The sequence below is a fragment of the Citrobacter sp. Cu231 genome, from assembly GCF_030332265.1.
GTDB lineage: Bacteria > Pseudomonadota > Gammaproteobacteria > Enterobacterales > Enterobacteriaceae > Citrobacter > Citrobacter meridianamericanus.
Genome location: NZ_JAOWIE010000027.1, coordinates 76,315 through 96,637, shown reverse-complemented (window position 1 = coordinate 96,637; position 20,323 = coordinate 76,315). Strand labels below are relative to the sequence as shown.

20 protein-coding genes and 1 riboswitch are annotated in these 20,323 nt (G+C 55.2%); of the genes, 16 read left to right on the top strand and 4 right to left on the bottom strand.

From position 1 onward, the window contains the following. Positions 1 to 90 precede the first annotated feature (90 nt). The 5 genes from hutI (at position 91) to hutH (ending at position 6,381) form a co-directional block, all read left to right on the top strand. Complete coding sequence (hutI, locus tag OGY15_RS02295) at positions 91 to 1,314, top strand: imidazolonepropionase (protein ID WP_151219584.1); 1,224 nt, start codon at positions 91 to 93, stop codon at positions 1,312 to 1,314. Next, positions 1,311 to 2,252 (top strand): formimidoylglutamase, encoded by a 942-nt coding sequence (gene hutG, locus OGY15_RS02290; RefSeq protein ID WP_286537998.1) that lies wholly within the window; start codon positions 1,311 to 1,313, stop codon positions 2,250 to 2,252. The genes hutI and hutG overlap by 4 nt, the downstream gene beginning before the upstream one ends. A 64-nt stretch (positions 2,253 to 2,316) precedes the next feature. Further along, positions 2,317 to 3,036, top strand: a complete 720-nt coding sequence (locus tag OGY15_RS02285) for a histidine utilization repressor (protein ID WP_286537996.1) — start codon at positions 2,317 to 2,319, stop codon at positions 3,034 to 3,036. Positions 3,037 to 3,173: 137 nt separating this feature from the next. After that, entirely contained in the window at positions 3,174 to 4,859 is a 1,686-nt protein-coding gene (hutU, locus tag OGY15_RS02280) for a urocanate hydratase (RefSeq protein ID WP_286537994.1), read from the top strand. A gap of 1 nt (position 4,860) precedes the next feature. Next, entirely contained in the window at positions 4,861 to 6,381 is a 1,521-nt protein-coding gene (hutH, locus tag OGY15_RS02275; RefSeq protein ID WP_286537993.1) for a histidine ammonia-lyase, read from the top strand. 39 nt (positions 6,382 to 6,420) lie between these two features. Here the strand turns inward: hutH and OGY15_RS02270 are convergent, their stop codons facing one another. Then, complete coding sequence (locus OGY15_RS02270; protein ID WP_286537991.1) at positions 6,421 to 6,897, bottom strand: kinase inhibitor; 477 nt, start codon at positions 6,895 to 6,897, stop codon at positions 6,421 to 6,423. A 57-nt stretch (positions 6,898 to 6,954) separates the two neighbouring features. Continuing rightward, entirely contained in the window at positions 6,955 to 8,244 is a 1,290-nt protein-coding gene (bioA, locus tag OGY15_RS02265) for an adenosylmethionine--8-amino-7-oxononanoate transaminase (RefSeq protein WP_151224981.1), read from the bottom strand. Positions 8,245 to 8,320: 76 nt separating this feature from the next. Here bioA and bioB point away from each other — a divergent pair, with 76 nt between their 5' ends. Genes bioB through bioD form a run of 4 tightly spaced genes read left to right on the top strand, consistent with a single transcriptional unit; the run spans position 8,321 to position 11,945 of the window. Next, positions 8,321 to 9,361: a biotin synthase BioB gene (gene bioB, locus OGY15_RS02260; protein ID WP_187252763.1), complete on the top strand. Its 1,041-nt coding sequence runs from the start codon at positions 8,321 to 8,323 to the stop codon at positions 9,359 to 9,361. Further along, complete coding sequence (bioF, locus tag OGY15_RS02255; protein WP_187260177.1) at positions 9,358 to 10,512, top strand: 8-amino-7-oxononanoate synthase; 1,155 nt, start codon at positions 9,358 to 9,360, stop codon at positions 10,510 to 10,512. Before bioB ends, bioF begins: the two co-directional genes overlap by 4 nt. Beyond that, entirely contained in the window at positions 10,499 to 11,254 is a 756-nt protein-coding gene (gene bioC / locus OGY15_RS02250; protein ID WP_286537984.1) for a malonyl-ACP O-methyltransferase BioC, read from the top strand. Before bioF ends, bioC begins: the two co-directional genes overlap by 14 nt. After that, entirely contained in the window at positions 11,247 to 11,945 is a 699-nt protein-coding gene (gene bioD / locus OGY15_RS02245; RefSeq protein ID WP_151219593.1) for a dethiobiotin synthase, read from the top strand. The genes bioC and bioD overlap by 8 nt, the downstream gene beginning before the upstream one ends. Here the strand turns inward: bioD and OGY15_RS02240 are convergent. Beyond that, positions 11,911 to 12,633: an ABC transporter ATP-binding protein gene (locus OGY15_RS02240; protein WP_187252761.1), complete on the bottom strand. Its 723-nt coding sequence runs from the start codon at positions 12,631 to 12,633 to the stop codon at positions 11,911 to 11,913. The genes bioD and OGY15_RS02240 overlap by 35 nt on opposite strands. 769 nt (positions 12,634 to 13,402) lie before the next feature. On the opposite strand from OGY15_RS02240, the gene uvrB reads away from it, so the two are divergent. After that, positions 13,403 to 15,424, top strand: a complete 2,022-nt coding sequence (gene uvrB, locus OGY15_RS02235) for an excinuclease ABC subunit UvrB (RefSeq protein WP_103768867.1) — start codon at positions 13,403 to 13,405, stop codon at positions 15,422 to 15,424. Between the two features lie 94 nt (positions 15,425 to 15,518). Here the strand turns inward: uvrB and yvcK are convergent, their stop codons facing one another. Beyond that, complete coding sequence (gene yvcK / locus OGY15_RS02230; RefSeq protein ID WP_151219595.1) at positions 15,519 to 16,427, bottom strand: uridine diphosphate-N-acetylglucosamine-binding protein YvcK; 909 nt, start codon at positions 16,425 to 16,427, stop codon at positions 15,519 to 15,521. Between the two features lie 289 nt (positions 16,428 to 16,716). Further along, positions 16,717 to 16,862: riboswitch (molybdenum cofactor riboswitch) on the top strand. Here yvcK and moaA point away from each other — a divergent pair. From moaA to OGY15_RS02200, 6 genes are all read left to right on the top strand, one after another. Beyond that, positions 16,850 to 17,839: a GTP 3',8-cyclase MoaA gene (gene moaA, locus OGY15_RS02225; protein ID WP_151219596.1), complete on the top strand. Its 990-nt coding sequence runs from the start codon at positions 16,850 to 16,852 to the stop codon at positions 17,837 to 17,839. Its footprint overlaps the riboswitch before it by 13 nt. Positions 17,840 to 17,858: 19 nt before the next feature. Further along, a complete protein-coding gene (gene moaB / locus OGY15_RS02220) occupies positions 17,859 to 18,371 on the top strand; it encodes a molybdenum cofactor biosynthesis protein B (protein WP_003035187.1) in 513 nt (170 codons plus the stop codon). 2 nt (positions 18,372 to 18,373) lie between these two features. Next, positions 18,374 to 18,859 (top strand): cyclic pyranopterin monophosphate synthase MoaC, encoded by a 486-nt coding sequence (moaC, locus tag OGY15_RS02215; protein ID WP_151219597.1) that lies wholly within the window; start codon positions 18,374 to 18,376, stop codon positions 18,857 to 18,859. Then, positions 18,852 to 19,097 carry a molybdopterin synthase sulfur carrier subunit gene (moaD, locus tag OGY15_RS02210; protein WP_151219598.1) on the top strand — a complete coding sequence of 82 codons (246 nt, stop codon included), beginning with the start codon at positions 18,852 to 18,854 and terminating at the stop codon, positions 19,095 to 19,097. The genes moaC and moaD overlap by 8 nt, the downstream gene beginning before the upstream one ends. Position 19,098: 1 nt before the next feature. After that, a complete protein-coding gene (gene moaE / locus OGY15_RS02205) occupies positions 19,099 to 19,551 on the top strand; it encodes a molybdopterin synthase catalytic subunit MoaE (RefSeq protein ID WP_187260183.1) in 453 nt (150 codons plus the stop codon). 44 nt (positions 19,552 to 19,595) lie between these two features. Next, the gene (locus OGY15_RS02200; RefSeq protein ID WP_286537978.1) at positions 19,596 to 20,300 is read left to right on the top strand and encodes a Bax inhibitor-1/YccA family protein; all 705 of its coding nucleotides are present in this window, start codon (positions 19,596 to 19,598) and stop codon (positions 20,298 to 20,300) included. Positions 20,301 to 20,323: the final 23 nt, after the last annotated feature.

Below are 20,323 nucleotides of genomic sequence, written 5' to 3'. Positions count from 1 at the left end.
CAATTAAATAACATTTATCGCCCTTCAGGTTGACAACATCCGCAGGATCTCAATAAATGTCTATACAACCTATGACAAGTGGTGAGTGGAATGCAGCAATTTTTCCCTGATGATGCCATCTGGCGTAATGTCCGTCTGGCGACCATGGATCCTGAACGTAATACCCCGTATGGGCTGGTGGACGATCATGCGCTGATTATTCGTCAGGGCAAAATTCGCGCTATCGTGCCGGAATCCTCATTATACCGTACACATGACAATACCTTTGATATGCAGGGCAGATTGATTACGCCGGGTCTGATTGACTGCCATACGCATCTGGTGTTTGGTGGAAACCGCGCAGGCGAGTGGGAACAACGGCTCAACGGGGCCTCTTACCAGCAGATAAGCGCCCAGGGCGGGGGGATCAATGCCACCGTATCAGCGACTCGCAGCGCCACGGACGAACAACTTTTACACGTTGCCCATCAGCGGATGGACCATCTGATCAACGAAGGCGTTACGTTGCTGGAAATTAAATCCGGTTACGGTCTGGATTTGCAGACAGAAGAGAAGATTTTACGCGTGGCGGCGGGGCTGGCGGCGGAAAATATCGTGGAAATAAGTCCGACGCTGTTGGCTGCGCATGCGACTCCAGCGGAATTCAGGGATGATCCTGACGGCTATATTACGCTGGTGTGCGAGACCATTTTGCCGCAGCTGTGGGAACAAGGTTTGTTTGAGACCGTCGATCTGTTCTGTGAAAGCGTCGGATTTAACCTCGCGCAGAGTGAACGGGTATTTCAGGCCGCACAGGCGTTGGGCATTCCGGTTAAGGGTCACGTTGAACAGTTGTCGCTGCTCGGTGGCGCGCAGTTGGTCAGCCGCTATTACGGGTTATCCGCCGATCATATTGAATATCTGGATGAAGCGGGCGTCGCGGCGATGAGCCAAAGCGGCACGGTCGGCGTGCTGCTGCCCGGCGCGTTCTATTTCCTCAAAGAACAGCAGCGCCCGCCGGTAGAGCTGCTGCGTCAATATCAGGTCCCAATGGCGGTGGCGACGGATTTCAACCCCGGCACCAGCCCATTTATCAGCCTGCACTGGGCGATGAACATGGCCTGCGTCCAGTTTGGTTTAACGCCGGAAGAAGCATGGGCTGGCGTAACTCGCCATGCGGCCCGGGCGCTGGGGCGTCATGCCACTCACGGACAACTGAAGGCCGGGTTTGTGGCCGATTTTGTGGTGTGGGATGCGACTCTTCCTGTCGAGATCCTGTATGAGCCTGGGCGTAACCCACTCTACCAGCGCGTATTCCGAGGACAACCATCATGATGAACTGGCATCCCGCTTCTCCCGCGCTTTGGCAAGGTCGCGATGACCGCGCTGAATCGCCAACTGCGCTGCGCCTGTTTCAGACCATCACGCTCAGTGCAGCGTTTAGCCCTGAAAACTATCGCGAGAAGATAGCGCTATTGGGATTTGCCTGCGATGAAGGCGTGAAACGTAATCAGGGACGCACGGGCGCCGCCGGAGCCCCCGATGCACTGCGCAAAGCGCTGGCAAATTTAGCCAGTCACCACGGTCATGATCGGCTGGTGGATCTGGGTAATATTGTGGCGCAGGCTCCCGATCTCGAAGGCGCGCAGCAGGCGTTACGCCATGCTGTGCAACGCTGCCAGCAGGCTGAAATGCGCACCTTCGTGTTGGGTGGGGGGCATGAAACCGCCTTTGCCCACGGCGCGGGTGTGCTGGATGCTTTCTCGCGCTCAACCGTAGGTATCGTTAACCTCGATGCCCACCTGGATTTACGTCATGCTGACCAGGCGACTTCTGGTACGCCTTTTCGCCAGTTGGCTCAGCTCTGTGATGCACAGCAGCGTGAATTTCATTACGCCTGCTTTGGCGTTAACCGCGCCGCCAACACTCAGGCGTTGTGGGATGAAGCGCAGCAACGCAATGTTACCGTGGTGGAGGATCTGCACTGTCATAACGCGCAGGCGCAGATGGCGCAGTTCATATCAAGCGTCGACGTTATCTATCTGACTATCGATCTCGACGTTTTGCCGGTCTGGGAAATGCCTGCGGTGTCCGCTCCTGCCGCGCTGGGTGTACCGCTGTCTACATTGCTCAGGCTGATTGAGCCGCTTTGTCGCAGTGGTAAATTACAAGCGGTGGACATGGTTGAATTTAATCCCCGTTTTGACGATGATGGCAACGCGGCGCGCGTTGCGGCGCGGCTTGGCTGGCAAATCGCACACTGGTGGCACTGACGTGCCTGATAACGTTACGCTGCCATTTGGCAACTCTTATTCTCAGCTTAAGGAAGGCTTACGCATGCAACCATCCCGTTCTGCTCCGGCGCCTTTTTACGAAAAGGTCAAACAGGAGATCAGCGAAAAGATAGCCAGCGGTATCTGGCAAGCTCACGATCGCATTCCGTCTGAGGCAGAGCTGGTGGCGCAGTATGGTTTCAGCCGCATGACCATCAACCGGGCGCTGCGTGAGCTAACCGATGAAGGTTTACTGGTGCGTTTGCAGGGCGTAGGGACGTTTGTTGCCGAGCCAAAAGGGCAGTCCGCGCTGTTTGAAATTCGCAGCATCGCGGATGAAATCAACGCCCGTAAGCATCAGCACCGATGTGAGGTGCTGACCCTGGAGAGAACCTCGGCAAACGTGCAGCAGGCTTTGGAGTTAAACGTCAAAGAGGGCACCTCCATTTTTCACTCTGTCATGGTGCACTACGAGAACAACCTACCCGTGCAGATTGAAGATCGCTGCGTGAATGCCGAAATTGTGCCCGAGTATCTGGCGCAGGATTACAGCCAGACCACGCCGCACGCATACCTTTCACTGATAGCCCCCTTGACCGAAGGTGAGCATATCGTTGAGGCCGTTCGCGCCAGCGCCGAAGAGTGCGCGCTGCTGAACATCAAAGAACACGATCCCTGCCTGCTGATCCGCCGCAAGACCTGGTCCGCGTCATCCATTGTCTCTCATGCCCGTTTGCTGTTCCCGGGTTCCCGCTATCGTCTGCAGGGGCGTTTCATGTCCTGATCCAGGAGATGAAAACCGTGATTGCTGCCGCAGTATAATAAAATTGTATCTTAATTGTTAAATTTGACCTTGTGATAGCTTGTATAGACAAGTATATGTTACTTATCTGTCCGAACGTTCGCGAGGAGTGCTCTACCATGTCTCATAGCAAGTATCGTCAGCAGGATATTCGTGCCCCACGAGGCACCACCTTAACGGCCAAAAGCTGGCTGACCGAAGCGCCGCTGCGCATGTTAATGAACAATCTTGATCCCGATGTGGCAGAAAATCCGCATGAGCTGGTGGTTTACGGTGGGATCGGTCGTGCGGCGCGGGACTGGGAGTGCTATGACGCCATCGTCAACGCGTTGATCAAACTGGAGACCGATGAGACGCTGCTGGTCCAGTCCGGTAAACCGGTTGGCGTGTTCAAAACCCATGACAACGCGCCGCGCGTGCTGATTGCCAACTCCAACCTGGTGCCACATTGGGCTACCTGGGAACACTTCAACGAGCTGGATGCCAAAGGACTGGCGATGTACGGTCAGATGACCGCCGGGAGCTGGATCTACATCGGCAGCCAGGGCATCGTGCAGGGGACGTATGAAACCTTCGTTGAAGCAGGTCGTCAGCATTATCAGGGTAACCTGAACGGACGCTGGGTACTGACCGCCGGGCTTGGTGGCATGGGCGGGGCGCAACCGTTAGCCGCTACGCTTGCAGGGGCGTGTTCGCTGAACATTGAATGCCAGCAGAGCCGGATCGATTTCCGTCTGCGTACCCGTTACGTGGACGAGCAGGCGACATCACTGGACGATGCGCTGGCGCGTATCGATAAGTACACCCGCGAGGGTAAAGCAGTCTCTATTGCGCTGTGCGCGAACGCCGCCGACGTTGTGCCGGAACTGGTGAAACGTGGTGTGCGCCCGGATATGGTCACCGACCAGACCAGCGCCCACGATCCGCTGCATGGTTATCTGCCGTCCGGCTGGAGCTGGGAAGAGTATCAGGCGAAAGCGGTGTCCGATCCGCAGGGCACGGTGCAGGCGGCGAAACGCTCCATGGCAACACACGTCGAGGCGATGCTGGCGTTTAGCAAAATGGGCGTGCCGACGTTTGATTACGGCAATAACATTCGCCAGATGGCCAAAGAGATGGGCGTGGAAAGCGCTTTTGATTTCCCCGGCTTCGTACCAGCTTACATTCGACCGTTGTTCTGTCGCGGCATTGGCCCGTTCCGTTGGGTGGCGCTTTCCGGCGATCCGCAGGATATTTATAAAACCGATGCCAAAGTGAAAGAGATCGTGGCAGATGATACACATCTGCACCACTGGCTGGATATGGCGCGTGAGCGGATTAATTTTCAGGGTTTACCGGCGCGTATCTGCTGGGTCGGCCTGGAGTGGCGTCAGAAACTGGGGCTGGCGTTTAACGAGATGGTGCGTAGCGGTGAAGTGTCCGCGCCGATTGTTATTGGCCGTGACCATCTGGACTCAGGTTCTGTTGCCAGCCCAAACCGCGAAACTGAAGCCATGCGCGACGGTTCTGACGCGGTATCCGACTGGCCGTTGTTGAATGCACTGCTTAATACAGCCAGTGGCGCGACCTGGGTATCACTGCACCACGGTGGCGGGGTAGGAATGGGCTTCTCCCAGCATGCCGGGATGGTGATTGTGTGTGATGGTACCGATGAAGCCGCTGCGCGTATCGCCCGGGTCTTACACAACGATCCGGCGACCGGGGTGATGCGTCACGCCGACGCCGGGTATGACATTGCGGTGGAATGCGCCGTCGAAGAAGGGCTGAATTTGCCGATGATTGCTGCGACGCAGGAGAAACGCTGATATGAACACCATGACATTAACACCGGGTCATCTGAGCTTTGCGCAACTACGCGACATCTGGCAGCAGCCGGTCAAACTGAGCCTGGATGCTGCCGCGATTGATGCTATCAACGCCAGCGTCGCCTGCGTCAATAATATTGTCACTGAAGGCCGCACGGCGTATGGCATTAATACGGGGTTTGGCTTGCTGGCCCAGACCCGTATCGCCACGGAAGACTTGCAGAATTTGCAGCGCTCGCTGGTGCTTTCCCATGCGGCGGGCGTCGGCGATGCGCTCGATGACGCCATGGTTCGCCTGATTATGGTGTTGAAAATCAACAGTCTGGCGCGCGGTTTTTCCGGTATTCGTCTGAGCGTGATCGATGCGCTGATCGCACTGGTGAATGCCGAAGTGTATCCGCTTATCCCGGCGAAAGGCTCGGTGGGAGCATCGGGCGACCTGGCGCCGCTTGCGCATATGTCTCTGACGCTGCTGGGCGAAGGTAAAGCGCGCTGGCAGGGGGAATGGCTTCCGGCAACTGAAGCGCTGAAAAAGGCCGGGCTGGAGCCAATTACGCTGGAGGCGAAAGAAGGGCTGGCGTTGCTCAATGGTACTCAGGCTTCCACCGCCTTTGCGCTGCGCGGACTAATTGAAGCTCAGGAGCTGTTCGCATCTGCAACGGTGTGCGGGGCGCTGACCACCGAAGCCGTGCTGGGTTCTCGTCGTCCGTTTGATGCCCGTATTCATGCCGCGCGAGGACAGCGTGGGCAGATTGATGCTGCGACGCTGTACCGTTACGTATTGACCGACACCAGCGCACTTTCACAGTCGCATCATAACTGTGAAAAAGTGCAGGATCCGTATTCTCTGCGCTGTCAGCCACAGGTGATGGGGGCATGTCTGACGCAAATGCGCCAGGTGATGGATGTTCTGCTGGTGGAGGCCAATGCGGTTTCAGACAACCCGCTGGTATTTGCCGAAGAGGGGGATGTCATTTCTGGCGGCAACTTCCATGCTGAACCGGTGGCGATGGCGGCAGATAATCTGGCGCTGGCGATCGCGGAAATCGGGTCGTTATCAGAACGACGTATTGCGCTGATGATGGACAAACATATGTCGCAGTTGCCGCCGTTCCTGGTGAAAAACGGCGGGGTGAACTCCGGATTTATGATTGCTCAGGTAACCGCGGCCGCGCTGGCGAGCGAGAACAAAGCGCTGGCGCATCCGCACAGCGTGGACAGCCTGCCGACCTCCGCCAACCAGGAAGATCATGTCTCTATGGCGCCAGCGGCGGGCCGCAGACTATGGGAGATGGCGGCGAATACGCGCGGCGTGATTGCCGTAGAATGGCTGGCGGCGTGTCAGGGGATTGACCTGCGAGAAGGGTTAACCTCAAGCCCGCTGCTGGAGCAGGCGCGCCTGGCTTTGCGCGCGCAGGTTGCCCACTATACGCAGGATCGCTTTTTCGCCCCGGATATCGAGTGCGCGACCGAACTGCTAGCCCAGGGAACCTTGTTGAAACTGTTGCCTGAGTTTCTGTAACACAATGCCGGATACGCTGTCGCTTATCCGGCACAGAGGTTAACTAAACATCGCCGTAATCGAGGCGCTGGCGAGCGAGTGGAAATGGACATTAAATCCGACCATCGCGCCGCTGGCACCCTCATCGACATCAAGATGCTCCACATCCAGCGCATGAACCGTAAAGATATAACGATGGGTTTCACCTTTCGGCGGCGCGGCGCCACCATAACCTGCTTTACCAAAATCCGTGCGTGTTTGCAGTACGCCTTCCGGCAACGCAACCAGCCCTGAGCCGTACCCTTGCGGTAAAACCCGGGTATCTGCAGGCAGGTTAACCACCAGCCAGTGCCACCAGCCGGAGCCGGTTGGCGCATCAGGATCGTAGCAGGTTACGACAAAGCTTTTGGTCCCAGCGGGTACGTCATCCCAGGCCAGATGCGGGGAAATGTTATCCCCGTCATACCCCATGCCGTTAAAGACGTGGCGATGAGGAAGCTTTTCGCCATCGCGCAAATCATTACTGATTAGTTTCATGCTGACTCCTCTCGTTAGCCAAAAAGTGTAGTCAGAAACCGTAGAGCTTACCGCTGATTAATCGCTAAAAAATGTTGCATTGCGCACAGCCTCGTTGACGGCCTGGGTCAAGCGACGCAATTGTTCGGGCTTGATAATGTACGGCGGCATCAGATAAATGAGCTTACCAAACGGTCTTACCCACACGCCCTGTTCGACAAAGAATTTTTGCAACGCGGCCATATTCACCGGGTGCGTGGTTTCGATGACGCCGATGGCACCAAGCACGCGCACGTCGACGACCCAACCGGAGTCTGCCGCCGGGGCGAGTTCTGTCCGAAGCTGCGTTTCTATGGCCGCTACCTGCGAACGCCAATCGCCGGTTTCGAGTAACGACAGGCTGGCGGAGGCGACGGCGCAGGCCAGTGGATTACCCATGAAAGTTGGACCATGCATAAAACATCCGGCTTCACCGTTGCTGATGGTTTCTGCGACCTGACGCGTGGTCAGGGTAGCGGAAAGGGTCATGGTTCCGCCGGTTAACGCTTTGCCAAGGCACAAAATGTCCGGAGTGATATCGGCGTGCTCACAGGCAAACAGCTTGCCCGTGCGACCAAATCCGGTGGCGATTTCATCGGCAATCAGCAAAATGCCTTCCCGGTCACACATTTTACGGATGCGCTTTAACCACTCAGGATGGTACATGCGCATGCCGCCAGCACCCTGCACAATCGGCTCAAGGATCACCGCCGCAATTTCGTGGCGATGTGCGGCCATCAGACGGGCAAAAGGCACCATATCCAGTTCGTCCCATTCGCCGCCCATCCGGCTTTGCGGAGCGGGCGCAAACAGGTTCTCCGGCAGATAACCCTTCCACAGACTGTGCATTGAGTTTTCAGGATCGCAGACCGACATCGCGCCGAAAGTATCGCCGTGATAACCGTTACGAAATGTCAGGAAACGCTGACGGGATTCGCCTTTGGCCTGCCAGTATTGCAGTGCCATTTTCATCGCGACTTCCACGGCGACCGAACCTGAATCCGCGAGAAAAACGCATTCCAGCGCCTCTGGCGTCATCGCCACCAACTGGCGACACAGCGCAATGGCCGGGGCATGGGTAATGCCGCCAAACATCACGTGCGACATAGCATCAATCTGCGTTTTCATCGCGGCATTCAACTGTGGATGGTTGTAACCGTGGATCGCCGCCCACCAGGATGACATACCGTCAATCAGCCTCTCACCGTTGGCTAATATCAGTTCACAACCTTCGGCACGCGCCACCGGATAAACCGGCAGCGGGGAGGTCATGGAGGTGTAAGGGTGCCAGATATGGCGTTGGTCAAACGCAAGATCGTCCGTTGTCATAATCGACTTGTAAACCAAATTAAAAAGATTTAGGTTTACGAGTCTACACCAAACTGACAACGAAACGTATACCAATATGGCTCATTCTTCTCGCTGGACAATGTCGCAAGTCACCGAATTATTTGAAAAACCGCTGCTGGATCTGCTGTTTGAAGCGCAGCAGATTCATCGTCAGCACTTCGATCCGCAGCAGGTTCAGGTCAGTACATTGTTGTCGATAAAGACCGGTGCCTGCCCGGAAGATTGTAAATACTGCCCGCAAAGTTCCCGCTATAAAACCGGCCTGGAAACGGAACGTTTGATGGAAGTTGAACAGGTTCTGGACTCTGCACGTAAGGCGAAACAAGCCGGTTCAACGCGGTTTTGCATGGGTGCGGCGTGGAAGAATCCTCACGAACGCGATATGCCTTACCTGGAACAGATGGTTCAGGGCGTGAAAGAACTGGGGCTGGAAGCCTGTATGACGCTGGGCACGCTGGACGAATCTCAGGCCCAGCGCCTGGCCAATGCGGGTCTGGACTACTACAACCACAACCTCGACACCTCGCCGGAATTTTACGGCAATATCATTACCACCCGTTCGTATCAGGAGCGCCTGGATACGCTGGATAAAGTGCGTGAGGCGGGCATTAAAGTGTGCTCCGGCGGGATTGTGGGACTGGGGGAAACGGTCACCGATCGCGCGGGTCTGCTGCTGCAACTGGCGAACCTACCCACCCCGCCAGAAAGCGTCCCCATCAACATGCTGGTGAAAGTAAAGGGCACGCCGCTCGCCGATAACGACGATGTGGATGCGTTTGATTTTATTCGTACTATCGCCATTGCGCGCATCATGATGCCGACCTCGTACGTGCGTCTTTCTGCCGGACGCGAGCAGATGAACGAACAAACCCAGGCAATGTGCTTTATGGCCGGGGCCAACTCGATTTTCTACGGCTGCAAATTGCTGACCACCCCGAACCCGAACGAAGATAAAGACCTGTTGTTGTTCCGCAAACTTGGTCTGAATCCGCAACAAACGGCGGTGCTGGCGGGCGATAACGAACAGCAGCAACGTCTGGAACAGGCGCTGCGTACTCCGGATACCGACGATTACTACAACGCGGCAACCGTATGACCTGGCAGCAAAAAATAGACGATGCGCTCGCTTTGCGTCGTTCTGCCGATGCCCTGCGTCGGCGCTATGCGGTGACGCAGGGCGCCGGTCGTTGGCTGCAGGCAGACGATCGCCGGTATCTGAATTTCTCCAGCAACGACTACCTTGGCTTAAGCCACCACCCTCAGATTATCCGTGCCTGGCAGCAGGGGGCAGAGCGTTTTGGGGTCGGCAGCGGTGGCTCGGGTCATGTCAGCGGTTATTCGGTTGTGCATCAGGCGCTGGAAGAAGAACTGGCCCACTGGCTGGGCTATTCGCGGGCGCTGTTGTTCATCTCCGGTTTTGCGGCTAATCAGGCGGTCATTACCGCGCTGATGGGCAAAGAGGATCGGATTGTCGCCGACCGACTCAGCCATGCCTCGCTACTGGAGGCTGCGAGCCTTAGCCCCGCCGTGCTACGTCGCTTTACCCACAACGATGCGCAGCATCTGGAACGTCTGCTGGCTGCCTCCTGTCCGGGGCAGCAGTTGGTGGTGACCGAAGGCGTGTTCAGCATGGATGGCGACAGCGCGCCACTGGCTGAAATCCACGCGGCGGCTGAGCGGCAAAGCGCATGGCTGCTGGTGGATGATGCCCACGGTATAGGCGTTACCGGTGAGGAAGGGCGCGGTTCATGCTTCCATCAACAGGTGAAACCTGAGCTGTTAGTGGTGACCTTCGGGAAGGGATTTGGCGTCAGCGGCGCGGCAATCCTGTGTTCAGACAGCGTGGCCGATTATCTGCTGCAGTTTGCCCGTCATCTGATTTACAGCACCAGTATGCCTCCGGCGCAGGCTCAGGCTTTACGCGCTGCGCTGACAGTGATCCGCAGCCGTGAAGGTGACGAGCGCAGAGCAAAACTGACAATGCTTATCCGGCGTTTTCGCGCCGGCATGACGACCCCTGATTTAGTGCTGGCGCATTCAGACAGCGCTATTCAGCCGCTGATCGTTGGCGACAACCATAAAGCCTTGCAACTGGCGCAGGTATTACGGCAACAGGGATGCTGGGTGACGGCAATCCGTCCACCCACCGTGCCGGTCGGCACCGCCAGACTTCGTCTCACGCTAACCCAGGCGCATGAGCCCCAGGACATCGACCGCTTGCTGGAGGTGCTGCATGGCGCAGGTTGATAAGCAAGCCATTGCCGCCGCGTTTGGTCGCGCGGCTTCCCTCTACGAACAACACGCTGAACTCCAGCGCCAGAGCGCCGATGCGTTACTGGCACGACTGGAGGGTCGTCAGTTCGACCACGTGCTGGATGCGGGCTGTGGCCCGGGGCGTATGAGTCGTTACTGGCGGCAGCAGGGGAGCAAAGTCAGCGCCCTGGATCTGTCGGCGCAAATGTTGGCAGAAGCACAGCGTCACGATGTTGCTCATCACTATTTATTGGCGGATATCGAAGCTCTACCGCAGGCGAGCGCCACTTTTGACCTGGCCTGGAGCAATCTGGCCGTGCAGTGGTGTAGCGATTTACGCGGCGCGTTAAGCGAGTTGTACCGGGTGGTACGCCCGGGCGGGATAGTGGCGTTTAGTACCCTGGCACACGGCTCGATGCCAGAACTGCGTCAGGCGTGGCGAGCGGTTGATGACCGGGAGCATGCCAACCGTTTTTTGCCTGTGGAACAGCTGGAAAGCGCCCTGGATGGCTGGAATGTTGACTACCAGTCGCATACCATCACGCTGTGGTTTAACGACGCGCTAAGCGCCATGCGCTCGCTGAAAGGCATCGGCGCGACGCATTTGCATGATGGCCGCGAGCAGCGCTTACTTACCCGTTCACAGTTGCACCAGGTGCAGTTAGCCTGGCCCCAGCAGCAGGGGAAATATCCGCTGACCTATCATCTATTTTTGGGAGTGATTCAACGTGACTAGCACGTATTTTGTCACCGGGACAGACACCGAAGTGGGTAAAACTATTGCCAGCTGCGCGCTGCTCCAGGCGGCGGGGTTGTTGGGATTACGAACCGTCGGCTATAAACCCGTGGCGTCCGGTAGTGAAATAACGGCTGAAGGACTGCGCAACAGCGATGCGCTGGCTCTACAGCGCAATAGCGTTGTAGCCGTGGATTATGCAGCCATCAATCCGTATACCTTCGCGGAACCTACCTCACCGCATATCATCAGTGCTGACGAAGGGCGCCCCATTCAGGCCTCCGTGATGTCTGCGGGATTACGCACGCTGGAAGAGCAGGCTGAATGGGTACTGGTAGAAGGCGCGGGCGGATGGTTTACGCCGCTTTCGCCAACACTGAGTTTTTCTGACTGGGTAAAAGCGGAGCAACTGCCGGTGATTCTGGTGGTTGGCGTTAAGCTTGGTTGCATCAATCACGCCATGCTGACCGCTCAGGCGGTGCAGCAGGCCGGACTGACCCTTGCCGGATGGGTCGCCAATGATGTGACGCCGCCTGGAAAACGTCATGCAGAATATATGGCGACGCTCAGGCGTGTGCTTGCGGCACCGCTGCTGGGGGAAATTCCCTGGCTGGCAGAAAAGCCGGAGCAGGCATCAACAGGGCATTATATCGATCTTAGCGCTTTGTCTGCGTTGTCCCCCAGTCGTTAATTAGCGGGTCGCCGAACGGTGTTATTTGCCCCTGCGCTACGTTACGCCCACGGTGTAACAGGCAATAGCAATCGGCGACCCGTCGAATAAACGGCAGGCTCTGCTCCGCGAGCATAATGGCGATGCCAAGTTCCTGGCTTAGCTTGACAATCAGATTACCCAGCCTGTGGATATAAGCCTGACCACTTCCTCGCGTGGGTTCATCGAGGATCAGCAGGCGCGGGCGTGTGACCAGCGCGCTGGCGAGCGCAAGCTGGTGCTGATTTTCCTCCGACAATGCCACTCCTTTGACCTGACGCAGTTCGAAAAGCTGTGGAAACAGGTGGTAAATATCGCTGCTGTTCATCGTTTCGCTTTCTTCAACCGCCTGACGCGCAATATGCAGATTTTCCTCGACCGTTAGTTGTGAAAAAATCCGTCTCTCTTGTGAAACGTAGTTAATACCCAGCGCAATGCGATTTGCCGTCGGAATCGGACTCAGGTCGCGCGGCGGTGCGCCAGCCTGATGCCAGAACATGGTTCCGCTTTCAATCGGTAAATTGCCGATAATGCAATTGGCAAGCGTAGTCTTTCCCATCCCCGGAAGCCCCAGCACGCCGGTACATTTGCCGGGCAGCAGGTCGAGATCCACATCCCACAATGAGTGTTGATTGCCGTAATAGTGATTCACTGCGCGAAGACTCAACATAGATTTCTCCATCATGATGTTATCGGCCCCACTAACAGGTCGTCGGAAGAAACCTGCAATTCTCTTGCCAGAAGCGGGATTCGTGGTAGAAACAGCGTGATAGCATACTAAAAACGCAAAAAAGTCCGGTTCATCAGATGGGAAGGGCTGTTTTGTGCACATTGCCAGTGCCTGGCGGTATCGTGATGGTGCAGGCAGGAAAATGATGAAAATGCGAGCAAGATCCCGGCCATTCCAGGTTGCTTCGTTAGCTGATAAATATCAAAAAATAGCGATAATTTTTTTTTATGCCTGCGGAAAAGAGAGTCAGGGTGTTTTTGCCAGGCTACAGTCCATACGGGCTGGAGGCAGTTATCCACTATTCCTGTGGATAACCTTGTGTATTAGAGTTAGAAAACACAATGTAAGCGAGAGAAGACGCGGGTTGCGACTAAATTGATGCGAAAGACGGCTTGTGATAATAATCATTAAATTACAGAAAGTTAGATAAAAGCAATGGCTGTCGCCGAAGTGTCATGTGTTGCCACAAAACTTTCATCGGGTAGCTTGACAAATGTTAAAAAAGTCATTGCTTTGGGGATAACACGTTTTTACTGGTGTTTTATCTTGTCTCTGGCCAAATTTTAGCCTGTAGTCACGCTCGTTCAGATGGCGTATCAGAAATATTCTGGCGTGTTACTGTTTTTTCATCCAGTATTTTTTACTGGCAAAATATACCACTGCGAGTAAAATTACACACCTGCCCGCCCATTGCTTCAGGTAGCTGCTCATGAGTAAACCGTTCAAACTTAATTCCGCTTTTAAACCCTCTGGCGATCAGCCTGAGGCAATTCGCCGTCTGGAAGAAGGGCTGGAGGATGGTCTGGCGCATCAGACGCTACTGGGGGTGACGGGGTCTGGGAAAACATTCACCATCGCTAACGTGATTGCGGACTTGCAGCGTCCTACCATGGTGCTGGCCCCCAATAAGACGCTTGCTGCTCAGCTGTACGGTGAGATGAAAGAGTTCTTCCCGGATAACGCGGTGGAGTATTTCGTCTCTTACTACGACTATTATCAGCCGGAAGCCTACGTACCCAGTTCTGACACCTTCATCGAGAAAGATGCTTCGGTCAACGAACATATTGAGCAGATGCGCCTGTCGGCAACTAAAGCGCTGCTGGAGCGTCGGGATGTCGTCGTCGTGGCCTCCGTTTCCGCTATCTATGGTTTGGGCGATCCGGATCTGTACCTGAAGATGATGCTGCACCTGACGGTAGGGATGATTATCGATCAACGCGCGATCCTGCGCCGCCTTGCGGAACTGCAATACACCCGCAACGATCAGGCATTTCAGCGCGGGACCTTCCGTGTGCGCGGTGAAGTGATCGACATTTTCCCGGCTGAATCCGACGACATCGCGCTGCGTGTGGAACTGTTTGATGAAGAAGTTGAACGCTTATCGCTGTTTGACCCGCTCACCGGGCAGGTCGAATCCACGATTTCGCGCTACACCATCTATCCTAAAACGCACTACGTGACGCCGCGCGAACGTATCGTGCAGGCGATGGAAGAAATCAAAGTTGAGCTGGCAGAGCGGCGTAAAATTCTGTTGGCAAATAACAAATTGTTGGAAGAACAGCGGTTAAGCCAGCGTACACAGTTCGATTTGGAAATGATGAATGAGCTGGGTTACTGCTCGGGGATTGAAAACTACTCCCGCTATCTGTCCGGGCGTGGCCCCGGTGAGCCGCCGCCGACGCTGTTTGATTACCTGCCTGCCGACGGTCTGCTGGTGGTGGATGAATCCCACGTCACAATTCCACAAATTGGCGGCATGTATCGCGGAGACCGGGCGCGTAAAGAGACCCTGGTCGAATACGGATTCCGTCTGCCCTCGGCGCTGGATAACCGTCCGCTCAAATTTGAAGAGTTTGAGGCGTTGGCTCCACAAACCATCTACGTTTCAGCGACGCCGGGTAACTATGAGCTGGAGAAATCTGGTGATGAAGTGGTCGATCAGGTAGTACGACCGACCGGCCTGTTGGATCCGGTCATTGAGGTGCGTCCGGTGGCGACGCAGGTTGACGATCTGCTGTCGGAGATCCGCACCCGTGCGGCGATTAACGAACGTGTGCTGGTCACTACGCTCACCAAACGCATGGCGGAGGACCTCACCGAATATCTCGAAGAACACGGTGAGCGGGTGCGCTATCTGCACTCTGACATCGATACCGTGGAACGCATGGAAATCATTCGTGACCTGCGTCTGGGCGAGTTTGACGTGCTGGTGGGTATCAACCTGTTACGTGAGGGGCTGGACATGCCTGAAGTCTCGCTGGTGGCGATTCTGGACGCAGACAAAGAAGGGTTCCTGCGTTCTGAACGTTCGCTGATCCAGACCATTGGTCGTGCGGCGCGTAACATCAACGGTAAGGCTATTCTTTACGGCGACAAAATTACCGCCTCAATGGCCAAAGCGATTGGTGAAACTGAACGTCGTCGTGAGAAACAGCAGCTTTACAACGAAGAACACGGCATTACGCCGCAGGGGCTGAATAAGAAAGTGGTCGATATTCTGGCGCTGGGTCAGAATATTGCGAAGACCAAGGCGAAAGGCAAAGGGAAGTCACGCGCAGGTGCGAAGTCTGAGGTTGTCGAACTGGATATGACGCCAAAAGCGCTGCAGCAGAAGATTCACGAGCTGGAAGGACAAATGATGCAGCATGCGCAGAATCTTGAATTTGAAGAGGCCGCGACGATCCGCGACCAGTTGCATCAGTTGCGCGAGCTGTTTATCGCGGCGTCTTAACGCGATGTTGAAGGTGGGGGAGACCCGTCATCCGGCCTGGAAACGTCAAGGTTGTGTATGCCTGATAAGCGTCAGCGCCATCAGGCAAATTCGCTCAGCCTAACGCCTGTACCGCTTTTTCCAGCGCGCTATGCAATAGCTGGCGATCATGGCGGTAGGGAATATCGCTGGCTTCCAGCACTTCCTGAATGACAACGCGATTGGTAACGGTGGAAACATCCACTTTCGGGCCCACAACTACGGCATCAATCACTTTCTTGCCAACATACTGTTCAATGATTGCCAGCTTATCGTTGAGTGTCAGGCTGGCTGCTGGCAGGCTTAACTCGCGGCCGAGATTACCGATGTAGACCATCGGGGCCGGCGTGCGACGTAACGCCTGCGCCAGATCGTCGAGCAGCAGGATCGGCATCAGACTGGTGTAAAAACTGCCTGGCCCTATCAGAATCAAATCCGCTTCGGCGATAGCTTCAACCGCTTCCCGCGTGGTGGGGACTTTTGGCGACAGCATCAGCTCCTGAGGAGGGATAGTGAGCTGATCGATATTCACTTCGCCATAGACTTCATGCCCCTGATCGTCGATAGCCATCAGATCCACTGGCAGCTCCGACATCGGAATTAAATGCGCATCGACCTTCAGCAGGTTACGAATTAAATTGATGGCTTCTAAAGGCCGCACGCTGAGGTGATCGAGTGCCTTTAACATCAGATTTCCGAGGTTATGCCCGGAAAGTTCGCCATTTCCGCCAAAACGATACTCAAACATAGCGGATGCGACGCTGGGCTGGGTAATTAACTGGTTGAGACAGTTACGCATGTCTCCCCAGGCGATCCCGCCTTCAGAGCGACGAATACGGCCTGTCGAGCCGCCGTTATCGGTCGTGGTGACGATACCCGTCAGGCGTGAGCCTAAAGGGGAAAGTGAGGAAAGAACGCGTCCTAATCCATGCCCTCCGCCGAGAGCGACAACGCGGTCCAAATCTGCCAGGGTGCGAGTGCGCATAGAGTTTCCTGATATCAATTGATCGGCGCTACAGTACCGTAAATAGCGTGTTTTCAGCAATTATCCAGTTGGCATCTGGCGAAATTTATTATCTGCGATCTACCCCTTTCTGACGATATCGACCTGACGGCAAGATGATGTATATCAATGCAAAACTATGGTTTTTGCTTATTCTGTAGCGAAAATGCACGATCGTGTCGCTATATACATATTTATATAGCGAAAGTGTACATGGCAAAAGCGTCATTTACACGCTAGTATCGGCATAACCACAATGTACTCGAAGTATGACGAGTATAAACACTCTAGCCTCTGCACCTGGGTCAAATGATACGGTGCTTTGGCCGTGACAATACTTGAATAAGTTTGTCACCAGGGCGCAGGAAGAAATGACTACGTCTCCCGTATTTGGAAAGGTGTACATGGGCTCTCAACTTACCGATGCTTTCGCGCGTAAGTTTTACTACTTACGTTTGTCGATTACAGATGTGTGTAACTTTCGTTGCACCTACTGCCTGCCGGATGGCTATAAGCCCGGCGGGGTCACCAATAACGGCTTTTTAACCGTTGATGAAATTCGTCGTGTCACGCGTGCGTTCGCCAGTCTGGGAACGGAGAAAGTGCGTCTGACAGGTGGCGAACCTTCATTGCGTCGCGACTTTACCGACATCATCGCCGCCGTGCGTGAAAACGACGCCATCCGTCAGATTGCGGTGACCACCAATGGTTATCGTCTGGCGCGCGATGCCGCCGTCTGGCGCGATGCCGGGCTAACCGCGCTAAACGTCAGCGTCGACAGCCTGGATGCCCGTCAGTTTCATGCCATTACCGGGCAGGACAAGTTTCAGCAGGTGATGGCAGGTATTGACGCCGCCTTTGATGCGGGTTTTGAAAAAGTGAAAGTCAACACCGTGCTGATGCGCGACGTAAACCATCATCAGCTGGACACCTTCCTGGCCTGGATCCAACCACGGCCGATCCAACTGCGTTTTATTGAACTGATGGAAACAGGCGAGGGCAGCTCGCTCTTCCGTAAACACCATATCTCCGGCCAGGTACTGCGCGATGAGCTGCTGCGCCGCGGCTGGATTCATCAGATCCGACAGCGCAGCGACGGCCCGGCTCAGGTTTTCTGCCATCCTGACTATGTTGGCGAAATTGGTCTGATCATGCCTTATGAGAAAGACTTCTGCGCTACCTGCAACCGTCTACGCGTTTCCTCTGTCGGTAAGCTTCATCTGTGTTTATTCGGTGAAGGTGGCGTTAGCCTGCGTGATTTGCTGGAAGATGACGCTCAGCAGTCGGCGCTGGAAGAACGCATTTCAGCTGCGCTGCTGGAGAAAAAACAGACCCATTTCTTACATCAGAACAATACCGGTATTACGCAAAACTTATCTTACATTGGCGGCTGATCGCTAAAAGGAGTTTTTCATGAGTCAGGTAAGCGCTGAATTTATCCCGACACGCATTGCTATTCTTACTGTTTCCAATCGTCGTGGCGAAGAAGATGACACCTCCGGCCATTATCTGCGTGACTCGGCGCAAGAAGCGGGTCATCAAATAGTCGACAAGGCGATTGTCAAAGAGAACCGTTACGCCATCCGCGCCCAGGTTTCAGCCTGGATTGCCAGTGACGACGTGCAGGTTGTGCTCATCACCGGCGGCACCGGGTTAACCGAAGGGGACCAGGCGCCGGAAGCGCTGCAACCGTTGTTCGACAGAGAAGTTGAAGGGTTCGGCGAAGTCTTCCGTATGTTGTCGTTTGAAGAGATTGGCACCGCGACGCTGCAATCCCGGGCGATTGCCGGAGTCGCCAATAAAACGCTGATTTTCGCCATGCCGGGGTCGACCAAAGCGTGTCGTACCGCCTGGGAAAATATTATTGCGCCGCAGCTTGATGCCCGTACGCGTCCGTGTAATTTCCACCCACATTTGAAGAAATAAGTATGTCGCAACTGACTCATATTAACGCCGCTGGCGAAGCGCATATGGTGGATGTCTCCGCCAAAGCGGAAACGGTACGCGAGGCGCGTGCCGAAGCCTTTGTTACCATGCGTAGTGATACGCTGGCGATGATTATCGATGGCAGTCACCATAAGGGCGATGTATTCGCCACGGCGCGTATTGCGGGTATTCAGGCCGCCAAACGGACCTGGGATCTTATCCCGCTGTGTCATCCGCTGATGCTGAGCAAGGTGGAAGTCAATCTGCACGCCGAGCCTGAGCACAACCGCGTACGCATTGAAACGCTGTGTCGCCTGACCGGGAAAACCGGTGTCGAAATGGAAGCGTTAACGGCTGCCTCCGTAGCGGCGTTGACTATCTACGATATGTGTAAAGCGGTGCAAAAGGATATGGTGATTGGTCCGGTGCGTCTGCTGGCAAAAAGCGGCGGCAAATCCGGAGATTTTAAGGTGGATGCGCATGATTAAGGTTCTCTTCTTTGCTCAGGTACGCGAACTGGTAAATACCGATGCGTTAGAGGTCGCCGCCGAGTTTGCAACGGTAGAAGCGCTGCGTAAGCATCTTGCGGCAAAAAGCGATCGCTGGGCGTTGGCGCTGGAAGACGGTAAGCTGCTGGCGGCGGTAAACCAGACGCTGGTCGATTTTGACCATACCCTTAACGCGGGTGACGAAGTGGCTTTCTTCCCACCGGTAACCGGAGGCTAAGATGGCTGAAACGCGAATTGTTGTTGGCCCTGCGGCGTTTCGTGTCGGGGATGAATATCCCTGGCTGGCCGAACGTGACGAGGACGGCGCGGTGGTCACTTTCACCGGGAAAGTCCGCAACCACAATCTCGGCGATAGCGTGCAGGCGTTAACGCTGGAACACTATCCAGGGATGACCGAAAAAGCGCTGGCGGAGATTGTCGACGAAGCGCGTTCGCGCTGGCCGCTGGGACGAGTAACAGTGATTCATCGCATTGGCGAACTGTGGCCGGGTGACGAAATCGTTTTTGTTGGCGTGACCAGCGCGCATCGTAGCAGTGCGTTTGATGCCGGGCAGTTCATTATGGATTACCTGAAAACCCGCGCGCCGTTCTGGAAGCGCGAGGCCACGCCGGAAGGTGAACGTTGGGTTGATGCTCGCGACAGCGATAAGCAGGCGGCAAAACGCTGGTAGAGTAGTACACTTGTGTTAGGCTCATACTGATTCAGGAGATTGTCATGGACCGATTCCCACGATCCGATTCTATTGTGCAGGCGCGTTCCGGTCTGCAAACCTATATGGCGCAGGTCTATGGCTGGATGACTTGCGGGCTGTTGCTGACGGCGTTTATCGCCTGGTATGCGGCAAATACGCCTGCGGTGATGATGTTTGTTTTCTCCAGCAAAATCACCTTCTTTGGCCTGATCATCGCCCAACTGGCGCTGGTGTTTGTCCTGTCTGGCATGGTGCAAAAGCTTAGCGCGGGTGTGGCGACCACGCTATTTATGCTCTACTCGGCGTTAACCGGTCTGACGCTATCAAGCATTTTCATTGTCTATACCTATTCGTCTATCGCCAGTACCTTTGTGGTCACCGGCGGGATGTTCGGTATCATGAGTTTGTACGGCTACACCACCAAGCGCGATCTGAGCGGCTTCGGCAATATGCTGTTTATGGCGCTGATTGGTATTGTGCTGGCCTCGCTGGTTAACTTCTGGCTGAAGAGTGAAGCGTTGATGTGGGCGGTGACGTACATAGGGGTGATTGTGTTTGTCGGCCTGACCGCCTATGACACGCAGAAGCTGAAAAATATCGGTGAGCAGATCGATCTGCGCGACAGTTCCAACTTGCGTAAATACGCTATTCTTGGGGCGTTAACGCTGTATCTGGACTTCATTAACCTGTTCATGATGCTGCTGCGTATCTTCGGCAATCGTCGTTAATTTTCCGCTACCGGATGGCGTAA

Coding starts and splice junctions, on each gene's coding strand:
- hutI (WP_151219584.1), top strand. CDS start 91: ATGCAGCAATTTTTCCCTGATGATGCCATCTGGCGTAATGTCCGTCTG.
- hutG (WP_286537998.1), top strand. CDS start 1,311: ATGATGAACTGGCATCCCGCTTCTCCCGCGCTTTGGCAAGGTCGCGAT.
- OGY15_RS02285 (WP_286537996.1), top strand. CDS start 2,317: ATGCAACCATCCCGTTCTGCTCCGGCGCCTTTTTACGAAAAGGTCAAA.
- hutU (WP_286537994.1), top strand. CDS start 3,174: ATGTCTCATAGCAAGTATCGTCAGCAGGATATTCGTGCCCCACGAGGC.
- hutH (WP_286537993.1), top strand. CDS start 4,861: ATGAACACCATGACATTAACACCGGGTCATCTGAGCTTTGCGCAACTA.
- OGY15_RS02270 (WP_286537991.1), bottom strand. CDS start 6,897: ATGAAACTAATCAGTAATGATTTGCGCGATGGCGAAAAGCTTCCTCAT.
- bioA (WP_151224981.1), bottom strand. CDS start 8,244: ATGACAACGGACGATCTTGCGTTTGACCAACGCCATATCTGGCACCCT.
- bioB (WP_187252763.1), top strand. CDS start 8,321: ATGGCTCATTCTTCTCGCTGGACAATGTCGCAAGTCACCGAATTATTT.
- bioF (WP_187260177.1), top strand. CDS start 9,358: ATGACCTGGCAGCAAAAAATAGACGATGCGCTCGCTTTGCGTCGTTCT.
- bioC (WP_286537984.1), top strand. CDS start 10,499: ATGGCGCAGGTTGATAAGCAAGCCATTGCCGCCGCGTTTGGTCGCGCG.
- OGY15_RS02240 (WP_187252761.1), bottom strand. CDS start 12,633: ATGTTGAGTCTTCGCGCAGTGAATCACTATTACGGCAATCAACACTCA.
- uvrB (WP_103768867.1), top strand. CDS start 13,403: ATGAGTAAACCGTTCAAACTTAATTCCGCTTTTAAACCCTCTGGCGAT.
- yvcK (WP_151219595.1), bottom strand. CDS start 16,427: ATGCGCACTCGCACCCTGGCAGATTTGGACCGCGTTGTCGCTCTCGGC.
- moaA (WP_151219596.1), top strand. CDS start 16,850: ATGGGCTCTCAACTTACCGATGCTTTCGCGCGTAAGTTTTACTACTTA.
- moaB (WP_003035187.1), top strand. CDS start 17,859: ATGAGTCAGGTAAGCGCTGAATTTATCCCGACACGCATTGCTATTCTT.
- moaC (WP_151219597.1), top strand. CDS start 18,374: ATGTCGCAACTGACTCATATTAACGCCGCTGGCGAAGCGCATATGGTG.
- moaD (WP_151219598.1), top strand. CDS start 18,852: ATGATTAAGGTTCTCTTCTTTGCTCAGGTACGCGAACTGGTAAATACC.
- moaE (WP_187260183.1), top strand. CDS start 19,099: ATGGCTGAAACGCGAATTGTTGTTGGCCCTGCGGCGTTTCGTGTCGGG.
- OGY15_RS02200 (WP_286537978.1), top strand. CDS start 19,596: ATGGACCGATTCCCACGATCCGATTCTATTGTGCAGGCGCGTTCCGGT.